At 23.5% G+C, this 16,850-nt stretch carries 16 protein-coding genes and 1 tRNA gene; 9 read left to right on the plus strand and 8 right to left on the minus strand.

Annotation, left to right across the window (positions count from 1 at the left end):
• Positions 1–77: 77 nt before the first annotated feature.
• The 3 genes from D9V59_RS02885 to pgi all read right to left on the minus strand — a co-directional run bounded on the left by D9V59_RS02885 (position 78) and on the right by pgi (position 4,977).
• Positions 78–1,244, minus strand: coding sequence for a mannitol-1-phosphate 5-dehydrogenase (locus D9V59_RS02885; RefSeq protein WP_158364909.1), 1,167 nt, complete (start codon positions 1,242–1,244; stop codon positions 78–80).
• 50 nt (positions 1,245–1,294) lie between these two features.
• The gene (locus D9V59_RS02890) at positions 1,295–3,211 is read right to left on the minus strand and encodes a PTS mannitol transporter subunit IICBA (protein ID WP_158364911.1); all 1,917 of its coding nucleotides are present in this window, start codon (positions 3,209–3,211) and stop codon (positions 1,295–1,297) included.
• A gap of 116 nt (positions 3,212–3,327) precedes the next feature.
• Positions 3,328–4,977, minus strand: a complete 1,650-nt coding sequence (pgi, locus tag D9V59_RS02895) for a glucose-6-phosphate isomerase (RefSeq protein WP_158364913.1) — start codon at positions 4,975–4,977, stop codon at positions 3,328–3,330.
• A gap of 212 nt (positions 4,978–5,189) precedes the next feature.
• Here pgi and orn point away from each other — a divergent pair, with 212 nt between their 5' ends.
• From orn to D9V59_RS02910, 3 genes are all read left to right on the plus strand, one after another.
• A complete protein-coding gene (orn, locus tag D9V59_RS02900) occupies positions 5,190–5,738 on the plus strand; it encodes an oligoribonuclease (protein ID WP_158364915.1) in 549 nt (182 codons plus the stop codon).
• A gap of 70 nt (positions 5,739–5,808) precedes the next feature.
• Positions 5,809–5,884 (plus strand) — tRNA-Gly (locus tag D9V59_RS02905).
• A 438-nt stretch (positions 5,885–6,322) separates the two neighbouring features.
• Positions 6,323–7,036, plus strand: coding sequence for an N-acetylmuramoyl-L-alanine amidase (locus D9V59_RS02910; RefSeq protein ID WP_158365006.1), 714 nt, complete (start codon positions 6,323–6,325; stop codon positions 7,034–7,036).
• A gap of 67 nt (positions 7,037–7,103) precedes the next feature.
• Here D9V59_RS02910 and rpmE read toward each other — a convergent pair whose 3' ends face one another.
• Positions 7,104–7,322: a 50S ribosomal protein L31 gene (gene rpmE / locus D9V59_RS02915; RefSeq protein WP_158364917.1), complete on the minus strand. Its 219-nt coding sequence runs from the start codon at positions 7,320–7,322 to the stop codon at positions 7,104–7,106.
• 527 nt (positions 7,323–7,849) lie between these two features.
• Here rpmE and hslV point away from each other — a divergent pair.
• From hslV to D9V59_RS02935, 4 genes are all read left to right on the plus strand, one after another.
• Positions 7,850–8,380 (plus strand): ATP-dependent protease subunit HslV, encoded by a 531-nt coding sequence (hslV, locus tag D9V59_RS02920; RefSeq protein ID WP_158364919.1) that lies wholly within the window; start codon positions 7,850–7,852, stop codon positions 8,378–8,380.
• A gap of 11 nt (positions 8,381–8,391) precedes the next feature.
• The gene (gene hslU / locus D9V59_RS02925) at positions 8,392–9,723 is read left to right on the plus strand and encodes an HslU--HslV peptidase ATPase subunit (protein WP_158364921.1); all 1,332 of its coding nucleotides are present in this window, start codon (positions 8,392–8,394) and stop codon (positions 9,721–9,723) included.
• A gap of 201 nt (positions 9,724–9,924) precedes the next feature.
• A complete protein-coding gene (locus D9V59_RS02930; RefSeq protein ID WP_158364923.1) occupies positions 9,925–10,407 on the plus strand; it encodes an Hsp20 family protein in 483 nt (160 codons plus the stop codon).
• A 95-nt stretch (positions 10,408–10,502) separates the two neighbouring features.
• Positions 10,503–11,261 (plus strand): FAD-binding oxidoreductase, encoded by a 759-nt coding sequence (locus tag D9V59_RS02935; protein WP_158364925.1) that lies wholly within the window; start codon positions 10,503–10,505, stop codon positions 11,259–11,261.
• Between the two features lie 16 nt (positions 11,262–11,277).
• Here D9V59_RS02935 and epmA read toward each other — a convergent pair whose 3' ends face one another.
• Positions 11,278–12,255: an elongation factor P--(R)-beta-lysine ligase gene (gene epmA, locus D9V59_RS02940; protein ID WP_158364927.1), complete on the minus strand. Its 978-nt coding sequence runs from the start codon at positions 12,253–12,255 to the stop codon at positions 11,278–11,280.
• 97 nt (positions 12,256–12,352) lie between these two features.
• On the opposite strand from epmA, the gene coaD reads away from it, so the two are divergent.
• Positions 12,353–12,847, plus strand: a complete 495-nt coding sequence (coaD, locus tag D9V59_RS02945; protein WP_158364929.1) for a pantetheine-phosphate adenylyltransferase — start codon at positions 12,353–12,355, stop codon at positions 12,845–12,847.
• Between the two features lie 69 nt (positions 12,848–12,916).
• Here coaD and D9V59_RS03125 read toward each other — a convergent pair whose 3' ends face one another.
• Entirely contained in the window at positions 12,917–13,714 is a 798-nt protein-coding gene (locus D9V59_RS03125; RefSeq protein ID WP_261979385.1) for a hypothetical protein, read from the minus strand.
• A gap of 290 nt (positions 13,715–14,004) precedes the next feature.
• Entirely contained in the window at positions 14,005–14,343 is a 339-nt protein-coding gene (locus D9V59_RS02955; RefSeq protein WP_158364931.1) for a hypothetical protein, read from the minus strand.
• Positions 14,344–14,531: 188 nt separating this feature from the next.
• Here D9V59_RS02955 and D9V59_RS02960 point away from each other — a divergent pair, with 188 nt between their 5' ends.
• A complete protein-coding gene (locus tag D9V59_RS02960) occupies positions 14,532–15,281 on the plus strand; it encodes a class I SAM-dependent methyltransferase (protein ID WP_158364933.1) in 750 nt (249 codons plus the stop codon).
• 52 nt (positions 15,282–15,333) lie between these two features.
• Here D9V59_RS02960 and D9V59_RS02965 read toward each other — a convergent pair whose 3' ends face one another.
• Complete coding sequence (locus tag D9V59_RS02965; protein ID WP_158364935.1) at positions 15,334–16,806, minus strand: inorganic phosphate transporter; 1,473 nt, start codon at positions 16,804–16,806, stop codon at positions 15,334–15,336.
• Positions 16,807–16,850 lie beyond the last annotated feature (44 nt).

Consider the following 16,850-nt stretch of genomic DNA (forward strand, 5'->3'; position numbering starts at 1 on the left):
TAAATGAAAAACAAAACTATTTTAAAAACAGAATGAAATCCTGTATAAATTAGAAATAAAATTGACTTATTAGATAATTACTTTTTTTTATTGAAAAAATTAATATATTCTAAAATTATAGAATATAATTCAGGACTATTTTTAGATAAATTACAAATTTTAATTATAGCATTTTCAATTCCTTTGTCTTTGACGAAAGATGATATTTTCATTGATTCTAAATCTTGAGGATTATGATAATGAAATGCTGCGGCAATACCTTTTGATAAATTAAAATAGGGTAAGTTGTATTGAATACTACCTAATAACGGTCCTATTAAACGTTCTTTATTTCCTAATTTTTGCAATGGATTACGTGCTATACGTTTGAGACTATCTGATAAAAAAGGATTGTCAAAACGACTAAAAATTTTATTAATATAATTAGCATGTTCATTTTTATTAAAATTATAACGTTTAATTAATACTAAACCACTTTCTTCCATAGCAGATTTAACAACCAAACGTATTTCTTCATCTAACATAGATTCTTGTATAGAATTATAGTTTTTCATTAAACCTAGATAGGCAGCTATAGCATGACCAGTATTTAATGTAAATAATTTGCGTTCTATAAAAGACTTTAAATTATCACTATATTTTATATCAATTATTTTAGGCAAATCTCCTTTAAACTGATTAACATCAACTATCCATTCTTTAAAATCTTCAGCAAGTAAAAATAAAACATCTTTATTGTTTTTAAAATGAACTAAAGGTATAATTGTATCAATACTACAATCTATAAATCCAACATATTTATTTAGATAATCATGATATATTGGAGATAATTTTTTTAATATTTCTTTTTTCAAAAAAGAACTTGCTTGAACTTTATTTTCACAAGCAATAATGTTTAGTGGTGTTATAGAACCGTTTTTAATTTTTAGTAATATTCCTTGAGCAAGAATTAAAGCAACAACGTGCAATGCATTAGCACCGACTGCTGTAGTAATTAATTTAACTGAAGAAATTATTTTCATAATTTTTAGATCATGAAAATGCACAGCACTAACTTTTCGAACATTAATAATTTTTTCTTGATGATTACCTACTATTTTGACAGTATACTGTTGATTAGAATTAATAATATTTATTAAATTTTGATCTATATCAGAAAAAATTACATCATAACCTGATTCTGATAAAATTCTTCCTATAAAACCTCGTCCGATATTTCCAGCTCCAAAATGGAGTACTTTCATAAATTATTCCAATAAAATTTATTAAATAAAAAATTAATCACAGATATATATTAATCTTTTTTCATTTTTAAAAGTGATAACACTTCTTCTACACTAGTAGTATTAGATAATTGTTTAATTACGTCTTTATTATCTAATGCATTAGTAATGTTACTCACAACCATGATGTGTTCATTATTTTTAGCTGCTATACCAATAACAAGATAGGCGATATCGTCAATATCTTCTCCAAAATGAACACCCTTGGGAAATTGACAAAAAATTATTCCAGTTTTTAAAACTGAATCTTTTGATTCAATAGTTCCATGTGGTATAGCTATTGATTCTCCTAACCAAGTAGAAGATATTTTTTCTCTTTCTAACATTGAATTAATATAATTTAATTTAACATATCCTTGTTTTACTAAATGTTTTCCAACAATATAAATAGCTTCTTCTTTATTAGCTGCATATTGATTTAAAACAATGTTTTTTTCACTTAACTGAAATAGATTATGTGATTTTACCTCACAATTTACACTGTTATTATTATCGAATAGATTAATGTTTTTTTGATCTAAAACAATCATATTTTTAGTTATTTTTTTTATTAAATTATCATAAAACGTGTTGCTAAGAAAGTTTTTTAAAGATAAATGATTAGCATAAGGTGCGTATTCTTTAGCACGATTTGTTAAATTTTTGTGTGTAATAATTAAATCTGCATTTTTAGGAAGCATATTAATTGCCATATTCAGTACAGAAATATGATTTAAATTAGCATTCTTTATTTTTTTTCGAAGGATACTTGCACCCATTGCACTAGATCCCATTCCAGCATCACAAGCAACTATAATCGTTTTTACATTCGCAAAAAAATTAGATTGAAAATTATTATTCTTTTTGAGAACATTTGAATTTAAAGAATTGTTGTTTTTTTTAAAATTTTTTTTATCATCTTTCTCAATTATATAAAAATCATATTTTAGCAATATAAAAGAAGTTATAAAAGAAATTAAAAAAGAGCAAAAAACAGAGGATATATTAGCAATATATAAACCTTTAGGTGTCATGGCTAAAATAGCTAAAATAGAACCTGGTGATGCAGCAGAAATTAAACCACCATGTAATAAAACTAGTATAAAAATACCAGTCATTCCACCTAAAATAAGCGAAAAAATTAATTTTGGTTTAATTAAAATATAAGGAAAATAAATTTCATGAACTCCTCCTAAAAATTCAATTATTGCTGCTCCACCTGAAGATTTATATAATTCCCCTTTACCACAAAAAAAACATGCTATTAACACTCCTAATCCTGGACCTGGATTAGATTCAATTAAAAAAAATATAGAACTATGATTCTCAGATGCATCTTGAATGCCTAAAGGAGAAAAAATTCCATGATTAATAGCATTGTTTAAAAAAAATATTTTAGCTGGTTCTATTATAATAGAAGTAAAAGGCAGTATATTATAATGTACAATAACTTTTATCAATTGCCCTAAAATATGAGATATATATTCAATAAATGGACCAATAAAAAAAAATGAAATTATTGCTAATAACATTCCACATATAGCGATAGAAAAATTATTTACTAACATTTCAAAACCATTTTTTATCCTATTTTCTATTTTTTTATCAAAATATTTTATAGCATAACCTCCTAAAGGTCCTGCAATCATTGCTCCTAATAACATTGGACTGTTCGTGCTAACAATCATTCCTATAGTTGTTATGCTTCCTACTAAACCTCCTCGAATGTTAGAAATTAAACTTCCTCCAGTATATGCAATTAAAATAGGTAAAAGATAAACAATTATAGGTGATATTAACTGTTCTAAAGTTTTATTAGGTTGCCATCCTAAGGGTATAAATAAAGCAGTCATCATTCCCCATGCAATAAAAATACTTATATTAGGCATTATCATACTGCTTAAAAATTGACCGAATTTTTGTATTTTTAATCTAATTGATATAAACATAATAACCACTCATATTACGAAAAACTAAGATTATAAAATAGTTTTAAAAAAATATAATTTTATTCTATTTAATTCTTTAAAGAAAATTTAAACTTATTTAAACTGTAAATAAGTAGTTAAATTAAACAAGATTTATAAAAATTAATAAGTCCTTCAGTAGAAGAATCATAATTTTGATTTTTTATATTATTATTTAAAGAATTATAAATATTTTGAGATAATTCTTTTCCTATTTCAACACCCCATTGATCAAAACTAAAAATATTTAAAATATAACCTTGAACAAAAATTTTATGTTCATATAAAGCAATTAATGCTCCTAAATTATATGGAGTAATTTTGCGTATTAAAATTGAATTTGTAGGTTGATTTCCTTCACAAACCTTAAAAGGTAAAATTTTATTTAAATCATTATAATTATTTCTAGATAATTTAGATTCTTCTAAAAACAGTTCTTTAGATTTACCAAAAGCTAAAGCTTGTGTTTGAGCTAAAAAATTAGATAAAAGTTTTTTATGATGATTGTCTAAATTATTATGCGAAATAACTGGAGCGATAAAATCGCAAGGAATTAATTTAGTACCTTGATGCAATAATTGATAAAACGCATGTTGACCATTTGTGCCAGGTTCTCCCCAAATAATAGGACCTGTTTGATAAAGTATTTTTTTGCCATTTCTATCAACAGATTTTCCGTTAGATTCCATATTAGATTGTTGAAAATATGCAGAAAAACGATGCATATATTGATCATATGGCAAGAGTGCTTCTGTTTCAGAACCAAAAAAATTAGTATACCAAACACTAATTAATGCTAATAATATTGGAATATTTTTATTGTAACTGCTTTGATAAAAATGATTATCCATAGCATGTGCACCATCTAAAAATTTTTCAAAATTATTAAATCCAATTGATAATATAATAGATAACCCTACTGAAGACCATAATGAAAATCGCCCACCTACCCAATTCCAAAATTTAAAAATATTATTAATATTAATTCCAAAATTCAAAACATTTTCTATATTGCTGGATAATGCAAAAAAATGTTTATTTAAAGCATCTAGATTTTTTGCACTATATAAAAACCATTTTTTTGCGCTATGTGCATTAGTCATTGTTTCATCTGTTGTAAATGTTTTAGAAGCAATTAAAAAAATAGTTTTTTCAGGATTTACTTTATTCAGTACTTCAATTAAATGAGTGCTATCTATATTCGAAACATAATGAATATTTAAATGATTTTTATATGGACGTAATGCTTCGGTAACCATATATGGTCCTAAATCGGACCCACCAATTCCAATATTTATAACGTCAGAAATAGTTTTTCCACTATAACCTTTCCAGTCACCATTGATAATAGAACGTGAAAAATTCTTCATTTTTTTAAGAACAGTGTTAATTTCTAACATAATATTACAATTATCAACTATAATAGGACGATTGCTTCTATTACGCAGTGCTATATGTAAAACAGCACGATCTTCTGTTTTATTTATTTTTTCACCAGAAAACATTGATTTTATTCCAGATTTTACATCAGTTTCTTGTGCTAAATTTAATAAATAAATTAAAGTTTCCTCATTAATTCGATTTTTTGAAAAATCGACTAAAATCTGATCTTTAAATAAAATTGAAAATTTTTTAAATCTATTCAAATCAGATGCAAATAGATCTCTTAAATGAATATTTCTTATTTTTTTAAAATGTCTTTTTAAATTTTTATAAGATTTAGTATAGTAAAAATTAATATTTTTCATTAAAAATTTTATCTCTCTTATTATATCAAAACAACATCAATATATATATTATCTGCTTGAAAAAAAATTAAAAATTTTAAGATACAGAAAAGAAAATATTTTAAATTAAAAATTTAATGTATAATTATAATATAAAAATAATGAAGAACTTCTAATAATCATCAAGATAATTAGACTTAATTACAATTAGTTTTTCTTGATTAAAGAATATTATGAAAATTAATAAAAAAAATTTAATTTGGATTGATTTAGAAATGACTGGATTAAATCCTAGTATACATCGCATTATAGAAATTGCTATATTAGTTACAGATATTAACTTAAAAATAATTGCAGAAGGACCCGTAATTGCTATACATCAAAAAAGAGAAGATATTTTATCCATGAATTCATGGAATCGTTTAGTACATAACAACAACGGATTAATACAACGTATTAAAAATAGTTTATATAATGAAAAAAAAGCAGAAAAAGAAATTTTATTTTTTTTAAAAAAATGGGTTCCTATAAAATCATCTCCAATTTGTGGAAATAGTATTAATCAAGATCGAAAATTTTTATTCAAATATATGCCAAAATTAGAAAATTATTTTCATTATAGAAGTATAGATGTTAGTACGTTAAAAGAATTAGTAAAGCGTTGGTATCCAATTATATATAGTAAATTTAGAAAAAAAAATCATCATAAAGCATTAGAAGATATTCGAGAATCTATCATAGAATTAGATTTTTATAGAAAAAACGTTTTTAAATTAGAATAAAAATAATTTTTTGTAAAAGAAAGCTTGAAAATTATATTTTATATATATAAAATATATTATATATTCATAAGCGGGAATAGCTCAGTTGGTAGAGCACAACCTTGCCAAGGTTGGGGTCGCGAGTTCAAATCTCGTTTCCCGCTCCAATCTTATTATTATTAAAATATTTTTTTAAAATAACTAGTAATTTTTCAAACGTAAAAAATATTTTATTTTTTAAATCTTATCTAAATTAAATATTATTATAATATTAAATTTTAAATGATTAAAAAATTCATAAATATAAAATAAAACAATTAAGGAAAACATTTATGAATTTTTACTGTTATAAAAAATGGAGCTTTCAAAAATTGAAAAAATCATTTTTTTATAAATTAATAATATTTTTCACCTTATTATTTTCAAATCAAATTCAAGCTATTAATATAAATAATCTTCTATTTAATAAAAACAGTTTTAAAAAAAATTATTTTTTTTTTAATCAATTAATCAAAAAAAAAGAAAAAGGTATTTTTTTAAAAACATTCGATTTTTCTAGTAAAAAAAATTTTTTAAATCAAATTCAAAAAAATCATGATATATGTATATCAAGAAAAATTACAATAGCTATTGATGCCGGACATGGAGGTAAAGATCCCGGAGCAATTGGTTATTCAGGACTGCAGGAAAAAAAAGTAAATATTGAAATTGCACTTAAACTAAGTAAATTACTAAATAATGATAATATGTTTAATGCCAAATTAATACGTAATGATGATTTATATTATTCATTAAAAAAAAGAAAAGATTTTTTAAAACAAAACTATGTAAATTTATTAATTTCTATTCACGCCGATTCCTCAAAAAAAGAATATGTATCAGGAGCATCTATATGGATAGTTTCAAACATTAGAATGAATCGTGAAATTAATAATTTTATTAAGAAAAGATTAACAACATATTTTCCTAAAAATATTGAAAATATATTTAAAGATAACGAAAATGATATTTTTTTAAAAAAAACTATTTTAGATTTACAATCTTATAATTTTCAAAAAATAGAATTAGATTTATCAAATCATATACTTGAACAACTAAGAAAAAATATAAAATTACATAAAATACATCCGAATTACGCTAGTTTAGAAATATTAAGTTCTATACACATACCTTCTATATTAATAGAAACTGGTTTTCTTACAAATATTTTAGAAGAAAAAAAACTGAAAACATCTGACTATCAAAACAAAATTGCTAATTCTATTTATTTAGCTCTAAAAAATTATTTTTATAATTTTTTTAAAAGTAAATGTTTTTAAAAATAGTTTTTTATAACCTCTTAAGCATCTAAAAAAATAACTTAAGATGCTTAAACTAAAGATAATTTTAAGTTAATTCTTTTTTAGAAAATTTAAAACGTTTTTTAAATCTTTCAACACGTCCTCCAGTATCAATAATTCTTTGTTTTCCCGTATAGAATGGATGACATTTTGCACATATATCTAAATTAAGATTATTAGTAATAGTAGAAAAAATTTCAATTACATTGCCGCAAGAACAAGTAGCAGTAATTAGAGCATAATGAGGATGAATGTTTTTTTTCATAAAGATTTTTCCTAAATGTTAAAGTGTCTTTTCTCTAAGTTGAATAATAATATATTAATATCAAAAAACTAATAGTTTTTTAAAAAAATATTACAAAAATATATGTATGATAATAAAAAAAAGATTGATTTTATATATTTTAAAAAAAAAAGAAGGTATTCGAATTTATTTTTGACAGTAATCTTTATGTTTTTTATCTTTTTTATTTTTTTTAATATAAAAAATAAAAATACTTCTCAAATAAGAAATACTGATTTTAAAAAAAATAGCAAAAGTAATATTTTATTACCTCCCAAACCAAAAAAAAAATGGAAATATATTGAAAAATTAAAAAATTTATAAAAAAATATAATTTTTAAAAGAATTAAATACGTTTGCTAATAGTTTATATTACAACATATTGCTTAAAAATTTTAGAGACTAATGTAAAAAAAATATTTCTCATGTTATTAAAATAGTAAATTCTATTTATGTTATCTGTTTTTAATAATCAAAAATAAAAATGTTATTTTAAAGAGGCTTTTCTTGTGACTACAATATTAAGTGTAAGATTAAAAAATAAAGTAGTAATTGGAGGTGATGGACAAGCCACTTTAGGCAATACAATCATGAAAAGTAATGTCAAAAAAATTAGATCATTGTATCACGAAAAAGTAATTGCTGGTTTTGCTGGAGGAACTGCCGATGCGTTTACTTTATTCGAAATGTTTGAAAAAAAATTAGCAATGTATCAAGGTCAATTGCAACGTTCAGCCATTGAATTAGCAAAAGATTGGCGATCTGATAGAATGTTACGAAAACTTGAAGCTTTATTAGCTGTAGCTGATAAAGAAACGTCATTAATAATAACAGGAAATGGAGACGTCATACAACCTGAAGACGATTTAATAGCTATAGGATCAGGAGGCACATATGCTCAGTCTTCTGCTAGAGCATTAATTGATAATACAAATTTAAATGCCAATCAAATTGTAGAAAAATCTTTAAATATTGCTGCAAATATTTGTATATATACAAATCATACTTTTACTATAAAAGAACTATTTTCAGAAAAATAAGGATTATCTCTATGTCTGAAATGACTCCTCCTCAAATTGTTTCTGAACTTGATAAATTTATTATTGGTCAAGAAAAAGCAAAAAGAGCTGTATCTATTGCATTAAGAAATCGTTGGCGTCGTATGCAGTTAAATAGTGAACTACGTCATGAAATTACTCCAAAAAATATTTTAATGATTGGTCCTACAGGAGTAGGTAAAACAGAAATTGCAAGACGTTTAGCTAAATTAGCTAATTCTCCTTTTATTAAAGTAGAAGCAACTAAATTTACTGAAGTAGGTTATGTTGGAAAAGAAGTAGATTCAATTATTCGAGATTTAACTGATGCTGCAATAAAAATGATTCGCATAAAAAACATTGAAAAAAACAAAATTCGAGTAGAAGAAATTGTAGAAGAAAAAATATTAGATATTCTTGTTCCCAGACCTAAAAAAAATTGGACAGAAAACGAAAATAATGAAAGTTTATTAAATACAATTCAAACTTTTCGAAAAAAATTAAGAGAAGGTTTGCTGGATGAAAAAGAAATAGAAATTAACGTATTAGCAACTACCATGGGTGTTGAGATAATGGCTCCTCCAGGAATGGAAGAACTAACTAGTCAGTTACAATCCTTATTTCAAAATTTAGGAGGACACAAAAAGAATCTTAGACGTCTTAAAATAAAAGACGCTATTGTATTATTAACAGAAGAAGAAGCTGCTAAACTAATTAATCAAGAAGAAGTTAAAAAAGAAGCAATTAACGCAGTTGAACAACATGGTATAGTATTTATTGATGAGATTGATAAAATATGTAAAAGAGGTGATTCTTCTGGACCTGATATTTCTCGCGAAGGCGTGCAAAGAGATTTGCTTCCATTAGTTGAAGGTTGTACTGTATCGACTAAATACGGTATGGTTAAAACAGATCATATTTTATTTATTGCATCCGGTGCGTTTCAAACATCTACTCCTTCTGATCTAATCCCTGAGTTACAAGGACGTCTACCAATCAAAGTTGAGCTCCAAGCACTGACTATCGATGATTTTGAAAAAATTTTAACAGAACCAAAAGCATCTATTACTGCACAATATAAAGCTTTAATGGAAACAGAAGGTGTGCATATTAATTTTACAAAAGAAGGAATTCGTAATATTGCAGAAGCCGCTTGGAAAGTAAATGAATCTATGGAAAATATTGGAGCTCGTCGATTACATACCATATTAGAAAAATTAATGGAAGATATATCTTTTAATGCCAGTAATAACTTTGGCAATACTATTGAAGTTAATGAACGTTATGTAGGACAACATTTAGATCAATTGATATCTAATGAAGATCTTAGTCGATTTATTTTATAATTCTTATGAAATGAATTATTTCTATTAATATAAGATAAATAAATCTTTTTAATTTATACAAATTTAATATTAATTAATTTCAAAATACTTGAAAAAAAAAAATAAAACCTTATTTATAACATAAGACTTTTTAATTTTCTTTAAAGGATAATTAAAGTTAAAATTTTTTCTAATACTTAACATAATTAAGAGGAATTTTATATGTCTTATCGTGCTTTTTCATTTATTCCAAATTTTAATGATAATAATATTTTTTCAAACAGATTTAATCAAATTGATAAAATGTTTAGCACTCTAACAGGAGAAAAACCAATATCTGATATACCAACATATGATTTTCTTCAAATCAATGAAACTGAATATCAGCTTACATTGAGTATTCCTGGATATCATGAAAAAGAATTAGATATATCTGTTCACAACAATCAATTATCTATTCAGGGAAAAAAAAATAATTCGGAAAAAAATGATGAGAAAGACGTTAAAAAATGGTTGCATAAAGGTATTAATTTAAATGATTTTTCTCTAAATTTTAATTTAGATCACAAAATTAAAGTAACAAAAGCAGAATTATCTTTAGGTTTATTAACATTAAATTTTGAATGCAATATTCCAGAAGAAGAAAAGCCTAAAAAGATTTTAATTAATATGTATAATGATACAAAAAAAATTGATAAAAAATAAAAAAATATGTTAATTTTGTGTTATATAAAAAGAATCATTGTGCTTATAAAACATAAGTGCAATGATTTAATTTTCATAATTATTGAGCATAACTAATGAATCCATGGATTAATGCAAACGTTATAAGTATAAAAAGATGGAATAATAATTTATTTAGTCTATTTTTAAATGCACCAATAGAACCTTTTTATGCAGGTCAGTACACTAAGTTGTCTTTATATGATATAGATGCTTCTCATCAAAAAAGAATCCAAAGAGCCTATTCATATCTCAATGCTCCTAGTGATAAAAAAATAGAAATTTATATTGTTCGTATAGAAAATGGAAAGTTAAGCAATCTACTATACAACCTTAACAAAGGAGATATGGTATTTATCAAAAAAAAATCTTTTGGATTTTTTATAATAAACGAAATACCAGATTGTGAAAATTTATGGATGTTTGCTACAGGAACTGCTATTGGTCCATATCTCTCTATTTTACAAGAAAGAAAAAATATTGATAGATTTAATAACATTATATTGATACATGCAGTAAAATATCAAAACGAATTAATTTATCTTCCTCTTATGAAAAAACTTCATAATGAATATAATGGAAAATTAAAAATACAAACAGTAACCAGCAGAGAAAAAAATATAAACTCTTTAACTGGTAGGATTCCCTTTTTAATAGAAACTAAAAAATTAGAAAAACATATAGGCTTGTCTATAAATTCTAAAAATTCGCATGTAATGTTATGCGGAAATCCTGAAATGGTAAAAGATACATATTCTTTTTTAATAAAAAACCGGAATATGATAAAACATTTACGCAGAAAAAAAGGAAACATTACAATGGAAAATTATTGGTAAACGTTTTTACTTACTATTAACAACGATCTAATGTAAAAGATATAACTTGATTAATACTTTTTTTATTTAAAATTAACATAACTAGTCTATCTATTCCTATTGCAAATCCTGAACAAGGAGGTAATCCATGAGATAAAGCGTTTAAAAATAGTTCATCTATTTTTTGTAGAGGAAGATTTATAGAAAAACGTTCTTCATTATCTTTAATAAACCGTTGCTTCTGCTCATGAACATCTGTAAGTTCGTAAAAACCATTTCCTAGTTCTATTCCTTTAAAAAATACTTCAAATCTTTCTGATATACGAGAATCCTTTGAATTAATAGCAGAAAGAGAAGCTTGTTTTGCAGGAAAATTATAAACAAATAAAGGTTGGTCTTGTCCAAGAAAAGGTTCAATTTTCATTGAAAATAAAAATTGTAATAATTTATCTAAGTCATTTTCAATATAATTAAAGTTATCTATTTTTAATTTTTTAAATATTTTTTGTAATTCAGATAATCTAGTAGATAAAGGATCAATTTTTAAAAATTTTATAAATATGTCTTGATAAGATATTTGATCAGATTTATTACATTTTAATATAATTTGTAGAAATTCATCAATTTCTAAAATTAATTTTTTCATGGAGTAATAAGGTTGGTACCATTCTAAAATGGTAAATTCTGGATTGTGATATCGTCCTAATTCTTTATTTCTAAAACTATGACAAATTTGATATATAGGTCCGCTTTCTGATGCTAATAAACGTTTCATATGATATTCTGGACTAGTTGTTAGCCATAATTTTAATTTATCAAAGTTGTTTAATGAAAAAAAATTAGTTTCAAAAGGTATTAAATTTACATCAGTAACTGTCGATTGCGATAATGTTGGCGTTTCTACTTCCATGATGTTTTTTTTTGAAAAAAACAAACGAATATTAGAAATAATTTTAGATCTTTTTAGTAAGGTTTTAATAGAAGCACTAGGTTTCCAAGTATTTTTTTCTTTCATATTAGTTGTTCTTTATAGACCTGTATTTTTAATAATTAAAAAATATTTATATAAAAAAACTAATTTTTATAAAATTACTTATAAAAAATATAAAAACATGAACATAACAGCAATATATCCAGGAACTTTTGATCCAATTACATATGGACATTTAGATATTATAACACGTGCAACAAAAATTTTTGATAGTATAATCATTGCAATTTCTAATAATTTAAGAAAAAAACCTCTTTTTAATTTAAAAGAACGAATTGAATTAACTCGAATAGCAACTATACATATTAAAAATATAAAAAAAATACTTGGATTTGATGATTTACTTGTTAATATAGCAAAAAAAGAAAAAACAAAGATTTTAATTAGAGGAGTTAGAACGATATTTGATTTTGATTATGAAATAAAATTAGCCGAAATAAACAAACAGATTTATCCAGATTTAGATAGTATATTTTTAATTTCTTCTAAAGAAGTATCTTTTATATCTTCATCTTTTGTCAAGGAAATTGCTAAATATAAAGGCAATATAAAATCATATCTTCCTAAAGAAGTACATTTTGCATTATTAAAAAAACTTAATATTTATCAAAAATAAAAAATAATAGGGTATATTACATACCCTATTATTAAATAAATTGTTATGTTTTACATAAAAAAATAATAATTATTTTACAAAATGTGAATATTTTAAAGTTGGTAAATTATATGGAGAAAGAACAATAGTTGCACGTGTCCCAAAAGATTTATATTTTTGAGTAGGATTATTATCATCTGTTTTTAAATCAGATAAATTAGTAGCAACTAATTTTATTGAACCATCAACAAATGTATCAACAATATAAAGATTACGTGAATTTTTTATTTGATACTGTTGAATTTCTGGATGTTCAGAAACTAATTGAACATAAGATTGATGTAAAAAATTTTGATTTGCATATGTAGAAATTAATTTTTGAGTTTGTATATCTGGTGTAATTTTTGTGAAAGATTTCATCATTGTTTCTTTATCATTAGCAACAATTACTGTACCATCTATAATAAAAAGAGATGGATTAGAATCAGTCATGAATGATTCATCTAATTCACTAGAAAATTTTAAATTGTCATAATTTTGTTGAAAATGGTTAATTGTAGATTCAATATTACTTAACGATTTTAATTGATCAGATACTGTCCATGAATTATTTTCAATAAAATGATTATAATATGATTTTTCAATATTTTTATTCATTCTTTTCTTAAAATCACTATCTACTTGATAAATATTTTTTCTTCCTTTCAAATCAAAATTTTCATCTACTCTTACAAAAGGATAAAAACTATCTTCGTTATTAGGTTTTGGTGTAACAGTAAGCAGATCTGGAAATGAGCTTTGAAATTCTGGATGTTGCCGATTACCATTTAATTCATTAACAATTTTTATCTTCCCTTGATATCTAATTTTTTCCATAATAGCTTTCATAAAAAGTTTAGCAGATTCAATTGTTTTTTCAAGTTCTTTAATATGTTCGGATAAAGAAACAATAGAATCAGTACTAGTATTTTCTGGTGCACTATCTGAATAAAATATTTTTTTAAATGTAGTTCCATCTAATAAATTTACAGTTTCTGTTTTAATAGATTCACAAGTTGCAACTATAGTATTTTTAACTGTATCAAAAACATCTTTAGCAATGTCTAACAGATTAATATCAAAAAGTTTTTGATTGAATTTTTGTTTGGAAGCTTCAAGAGTGATTAAAGTAGGATTATTTAGAATTTTTTTTTCATTAATAATGAATTTTTAATTTCATTAAGATGATCGAGGTTGATAACTTTATTTAAATGTTTTTCTAGATTATATTTTTTAAAAATATCATTCTCTGTTTGTTTTTTAATCATAATTAGAGAATTGATATATGCATTTTCTAAATCAATAAGATCATTTTCATTTTTTAATGATGAATCAGATGCTGTGTCTAAATTGTTAGTAATATTTTTTTTAGATTTTTTTATATTATTATTTTTAGATATTTCTTGAATATTATTAACATAAAAATCTTTTTTATATGGATATTTTTGATTTGTTATATTGATATTATTAGATGACATAATATTTTTATCCTTTGTTAATTTTAATTTAGATAAAATATAAATTAAATTCTAAAAATTGCTTTTATTGATTATTTTTTAATATAACGTATATTAAATAGAAATATTATAAAATAACAATTTATATTGTAAATATTTTTTTTTAAAAGTCAATTATTAATTTAAAAAAAAAATAAATAGATAAAAACATGAAAATATATTTATCATTTAAATGTTATAACAAAAGAATATATCAATTAATTAATACACTTAATTTAGAACACGATGAAGATTCTTCTATGGCTTTGTTAATTAATGAAAACTCGTTAGAGTTATATGATCGTGAAAATTTAAAACAAAAATCTATAAAAGTTGATTTTACTTCAAAAAAAAATAATTATAGATGCCTTCATTTTAAAAAGAAAAATGAAGTTTTATCTAGAGTTATAGGAATAAAAAAATCTTATTTTCCTGTCATATTAGATGCAACTGCAGGATTAGGTAATGATGCTTTTATTTTTTCATTTTTAGGATGCCAAGTTATCATGATAGAACGTCATCCAATAGTTGCCGCTTTGTTACAAGATGGCTTACAAAGAGGATATAAAGATAAAAAAATAGGCTTTTGGTTAAAAACAAGATTACGTTTACTAATTTGTGATAGTTTAAATATGTTGAATATACCTATGTTAAATCCAGATGTTATTTATTTAGATCCTATGTATCCGGTTAATAAAAAAAAATCTTTGCCAAAAAAAAACATGCAATTTTTTAGAAAATTAATAGGAAACAATTGTAATTCTCAAAATTTATTAAATATTTCTAGAAAATTTGCAAAAAAAAGAGTTGTAGTAAAACGTCCTTTTTATGCAAAACCTTTATCTCAAGATCAAGTTAATTTTATAATTAAAACTAAAAATCATCGTTTTGATATATATAATCCTTTTCAAATAAAATAGGAGTACATACTTAATAAGTACTCCTACAATTAATGTTAATTAAATTTATTTTTTATATTAAAAACAATATTATCGAATATAAAACACTAGATAATAAAATTGAAACAGGTAATGTAAGTATCCATGCTAAAGCAATGTTTTTAATAGTTTTAATTTGAATGCCATCTCCGTCAATTAACATTGTTCCTGCTACAGAAGATGAAAGAATATGTGTTGTAGAAACAGGTATACCTGTATAACTTGCTATTCCAATAGAAATAGAAGCTGTAATTTGTGCTGACATAGCTTGTGCATATGTCATGCTTTTTTTTCCTATTTTTTCACCAATAGTTACAACTATACGTTTCCATCCTATCATTGTTCCTATTGACAAAGATAAAGCAACAATTAATATTATCCACATTGGTGCGTATTCAATAGTATTCAGTATGATTTCTTTATTTTTTTTTAAAAAATGTTTATCTTGAATATTAATGTGATTATCATTTATAATATGATCTATTGCATCAGAAATACATAATAAAAAATGACGTAACTCTAATCTTTTTTTAATACTTAAAGTATTATAATTAAATATATTTTTTAATAATAATTTAGCTTTTTTAATATCTTTTATAGTATGAAAAAATTGATCGGTTATTATTGAATGATAAATTTTATTATTTTTATAGTTTTTATCGGATGTATTCAAAATATGTTGTAAATAATATTTTTCTAAATTATTCAAAACATTTTTTGTATCAATTATTTCTTTCTTGTCAGCGTTTAAATTTACTGAAAAAGAAGCAGGCATAATACTTATAAGAACAAGCATTATTAATCCAATTCCTTTTTGTCCGTCATTAGCTCCATGAGCATAACTAACTCCAATAGATGATAAAATTAATGCGATTCGAATTAAAAATGGTGGTCTTTTTTTACCATCTACTTTTTTTCTCTCTAAAGGCGTCATGTGAATACGATGAAAAGTTTTATTATCTTTTAAATAATGTCTTAATAAAAAAATTAAACTTCCAGCTATAATTAATCCAATAACAGGAGATAGTATTAAAGATAAAAAAACATTAGTCATTTTAGGAATATTTAATGCATTTACTAAAGAAGAATTTGTAATAATTGCATTAGTTAAACCTATTCCAATGATGGCTCCAATAAGAGCATGTGAACTTGATGCAGGTAAACAAAAATACCAAGTAGATAAATTCCAAATTATAGCTGCTAGTAACATTGAAAAAATCATAGCAAGCGCGTTTTTAGAAGTAGCATTTAATAATAAATCATTTGGTAATAAATGAACAATGGCATAAGCAACAGTTAAACCTCCTAGTAAAACTCCTAAAAAATTAAATACACCAGACATTATGACCGAAGTATACGCAGACATAGCTCGAGTATATATTAAAGTAGATACCGCATTTGCTGTATCATGAAAACCATTGATAGCTTCGTAAAATAAAATAAATAATAAAGCTAAAAAAACCAACAAACTATGATTCAAATCAGAATAAGAAAATAAATATAGCATAATCTTTAAGCCATTTTGATGAATTGAACTAAGTTTATTATCTG

It is taken from the genome of Buchnera aphidicola (Artemisaphis artemisicola), from assembly GCF_005082365.1.
Taxonomy (GTDB): domain Bacteria; phylum Pseudomonadota; class Gammaproteobacteria; order Enterobacterales; family Enterobacteriaceae; genus Buchnera; species Buchnera aphidicola_AR.

Excerpts from the sequence above, each read along its gene's own strand:
- D9V59_RS03125 (WP_261979385.1), bottom strand. The coding sequence starts at position 13,714 with ATGAAAGCTATTATGGAAAAAATTAGATATCAAGGGAAGATAAAAATT.
- pgi (WP_158364913.1), bottom strand. The coding sequence starts at position 4,977 with ATGAAAAATATTAATTTTTACTATACTAAATCTTATAAAAATTTAAAA.
- D9V59_RS02960 (WP_158364933.1), top strand. The coding sequence starts at position 14,532 with ATGAAAATATATTTATCATTTAAATGTTATAACAAAAGAATATATCAA.
- hslU (WP_158364921.1), top strand. The coding sequence starts at position 8,392 with ATGTCTGAAATGACTCCTCCTCAAATTGTTTCTGAACTTGATAAATTT.
- epmA (WP_158364927.1), bottom strand. The coding sequence starts at position 12,255 with ATGAAAGAAAAAAATACTTGGAAACCTAGTGCTTCTATTAAAACCTTA.
- rpmE (WP_158364917.1), bottom strand. The coding sequence starts at position 7,322 with ATGAAAAAAAACATTCATCCTCATTATGCTCTAATTACTGCTACTTGT.
- D9V59_RS02930 (WP_158364923.1), top strand. The coding sequence starts at position 9,925 with ATGTCTTATCGTGCTTTTTCATTTATTCCAAATTTTAATGATAATAAT.
- D9V59_RS02965 (WP_158364935.1), bottom strand. The coding sequence starts at position 16,806 with ATGCTATATTTATTTTCTTATTCTGATTTGAATCATAGTTTGTTGGTT.
- D9V59_RS02935 (WP_158364925.1), top strand. The coding sequence starts at position 10,503 with ATGAATCCATGGATTAATGCAAACGTTATAAGTATAAAAAGATGGAAT.
- orn (WP_158364915.1), top strand. The coding sequence starts at position 5,190 with ATGAAAATTAATAAAAAAAATTTAATTTGGATTGATTTAGAAATGACT.
- D9V59_RS02885 (WP_158364909.1), bottom strand. The coding sequence starts at position 1,244 with ATGAAAGTACTCCATTTTGGAGCTGGAAATATCGGACGAGGTTTTATA.
- D9V59_RS02890 (WP_158364911.1), bottom strand. The coding sequence starts at position 3,211 with ATGTTTATATCAATTAGATTAAAAATACAAAAATTCGGTCAATTTTTA.
- D9V59_RS02955 (WP_158364931.1), bottom strand. The coding sequence starts at position 14,343 with ATGTCATCTAATAATATCAATATAACAAATCAAAAATATCCATATAAA.
- coaD (WP_158364929.1), top strand. The coding sequence starts at position 12,353 with ATGAACATAACAGCAATATATCCAGGAACTTTTGATCCAATTACATAT.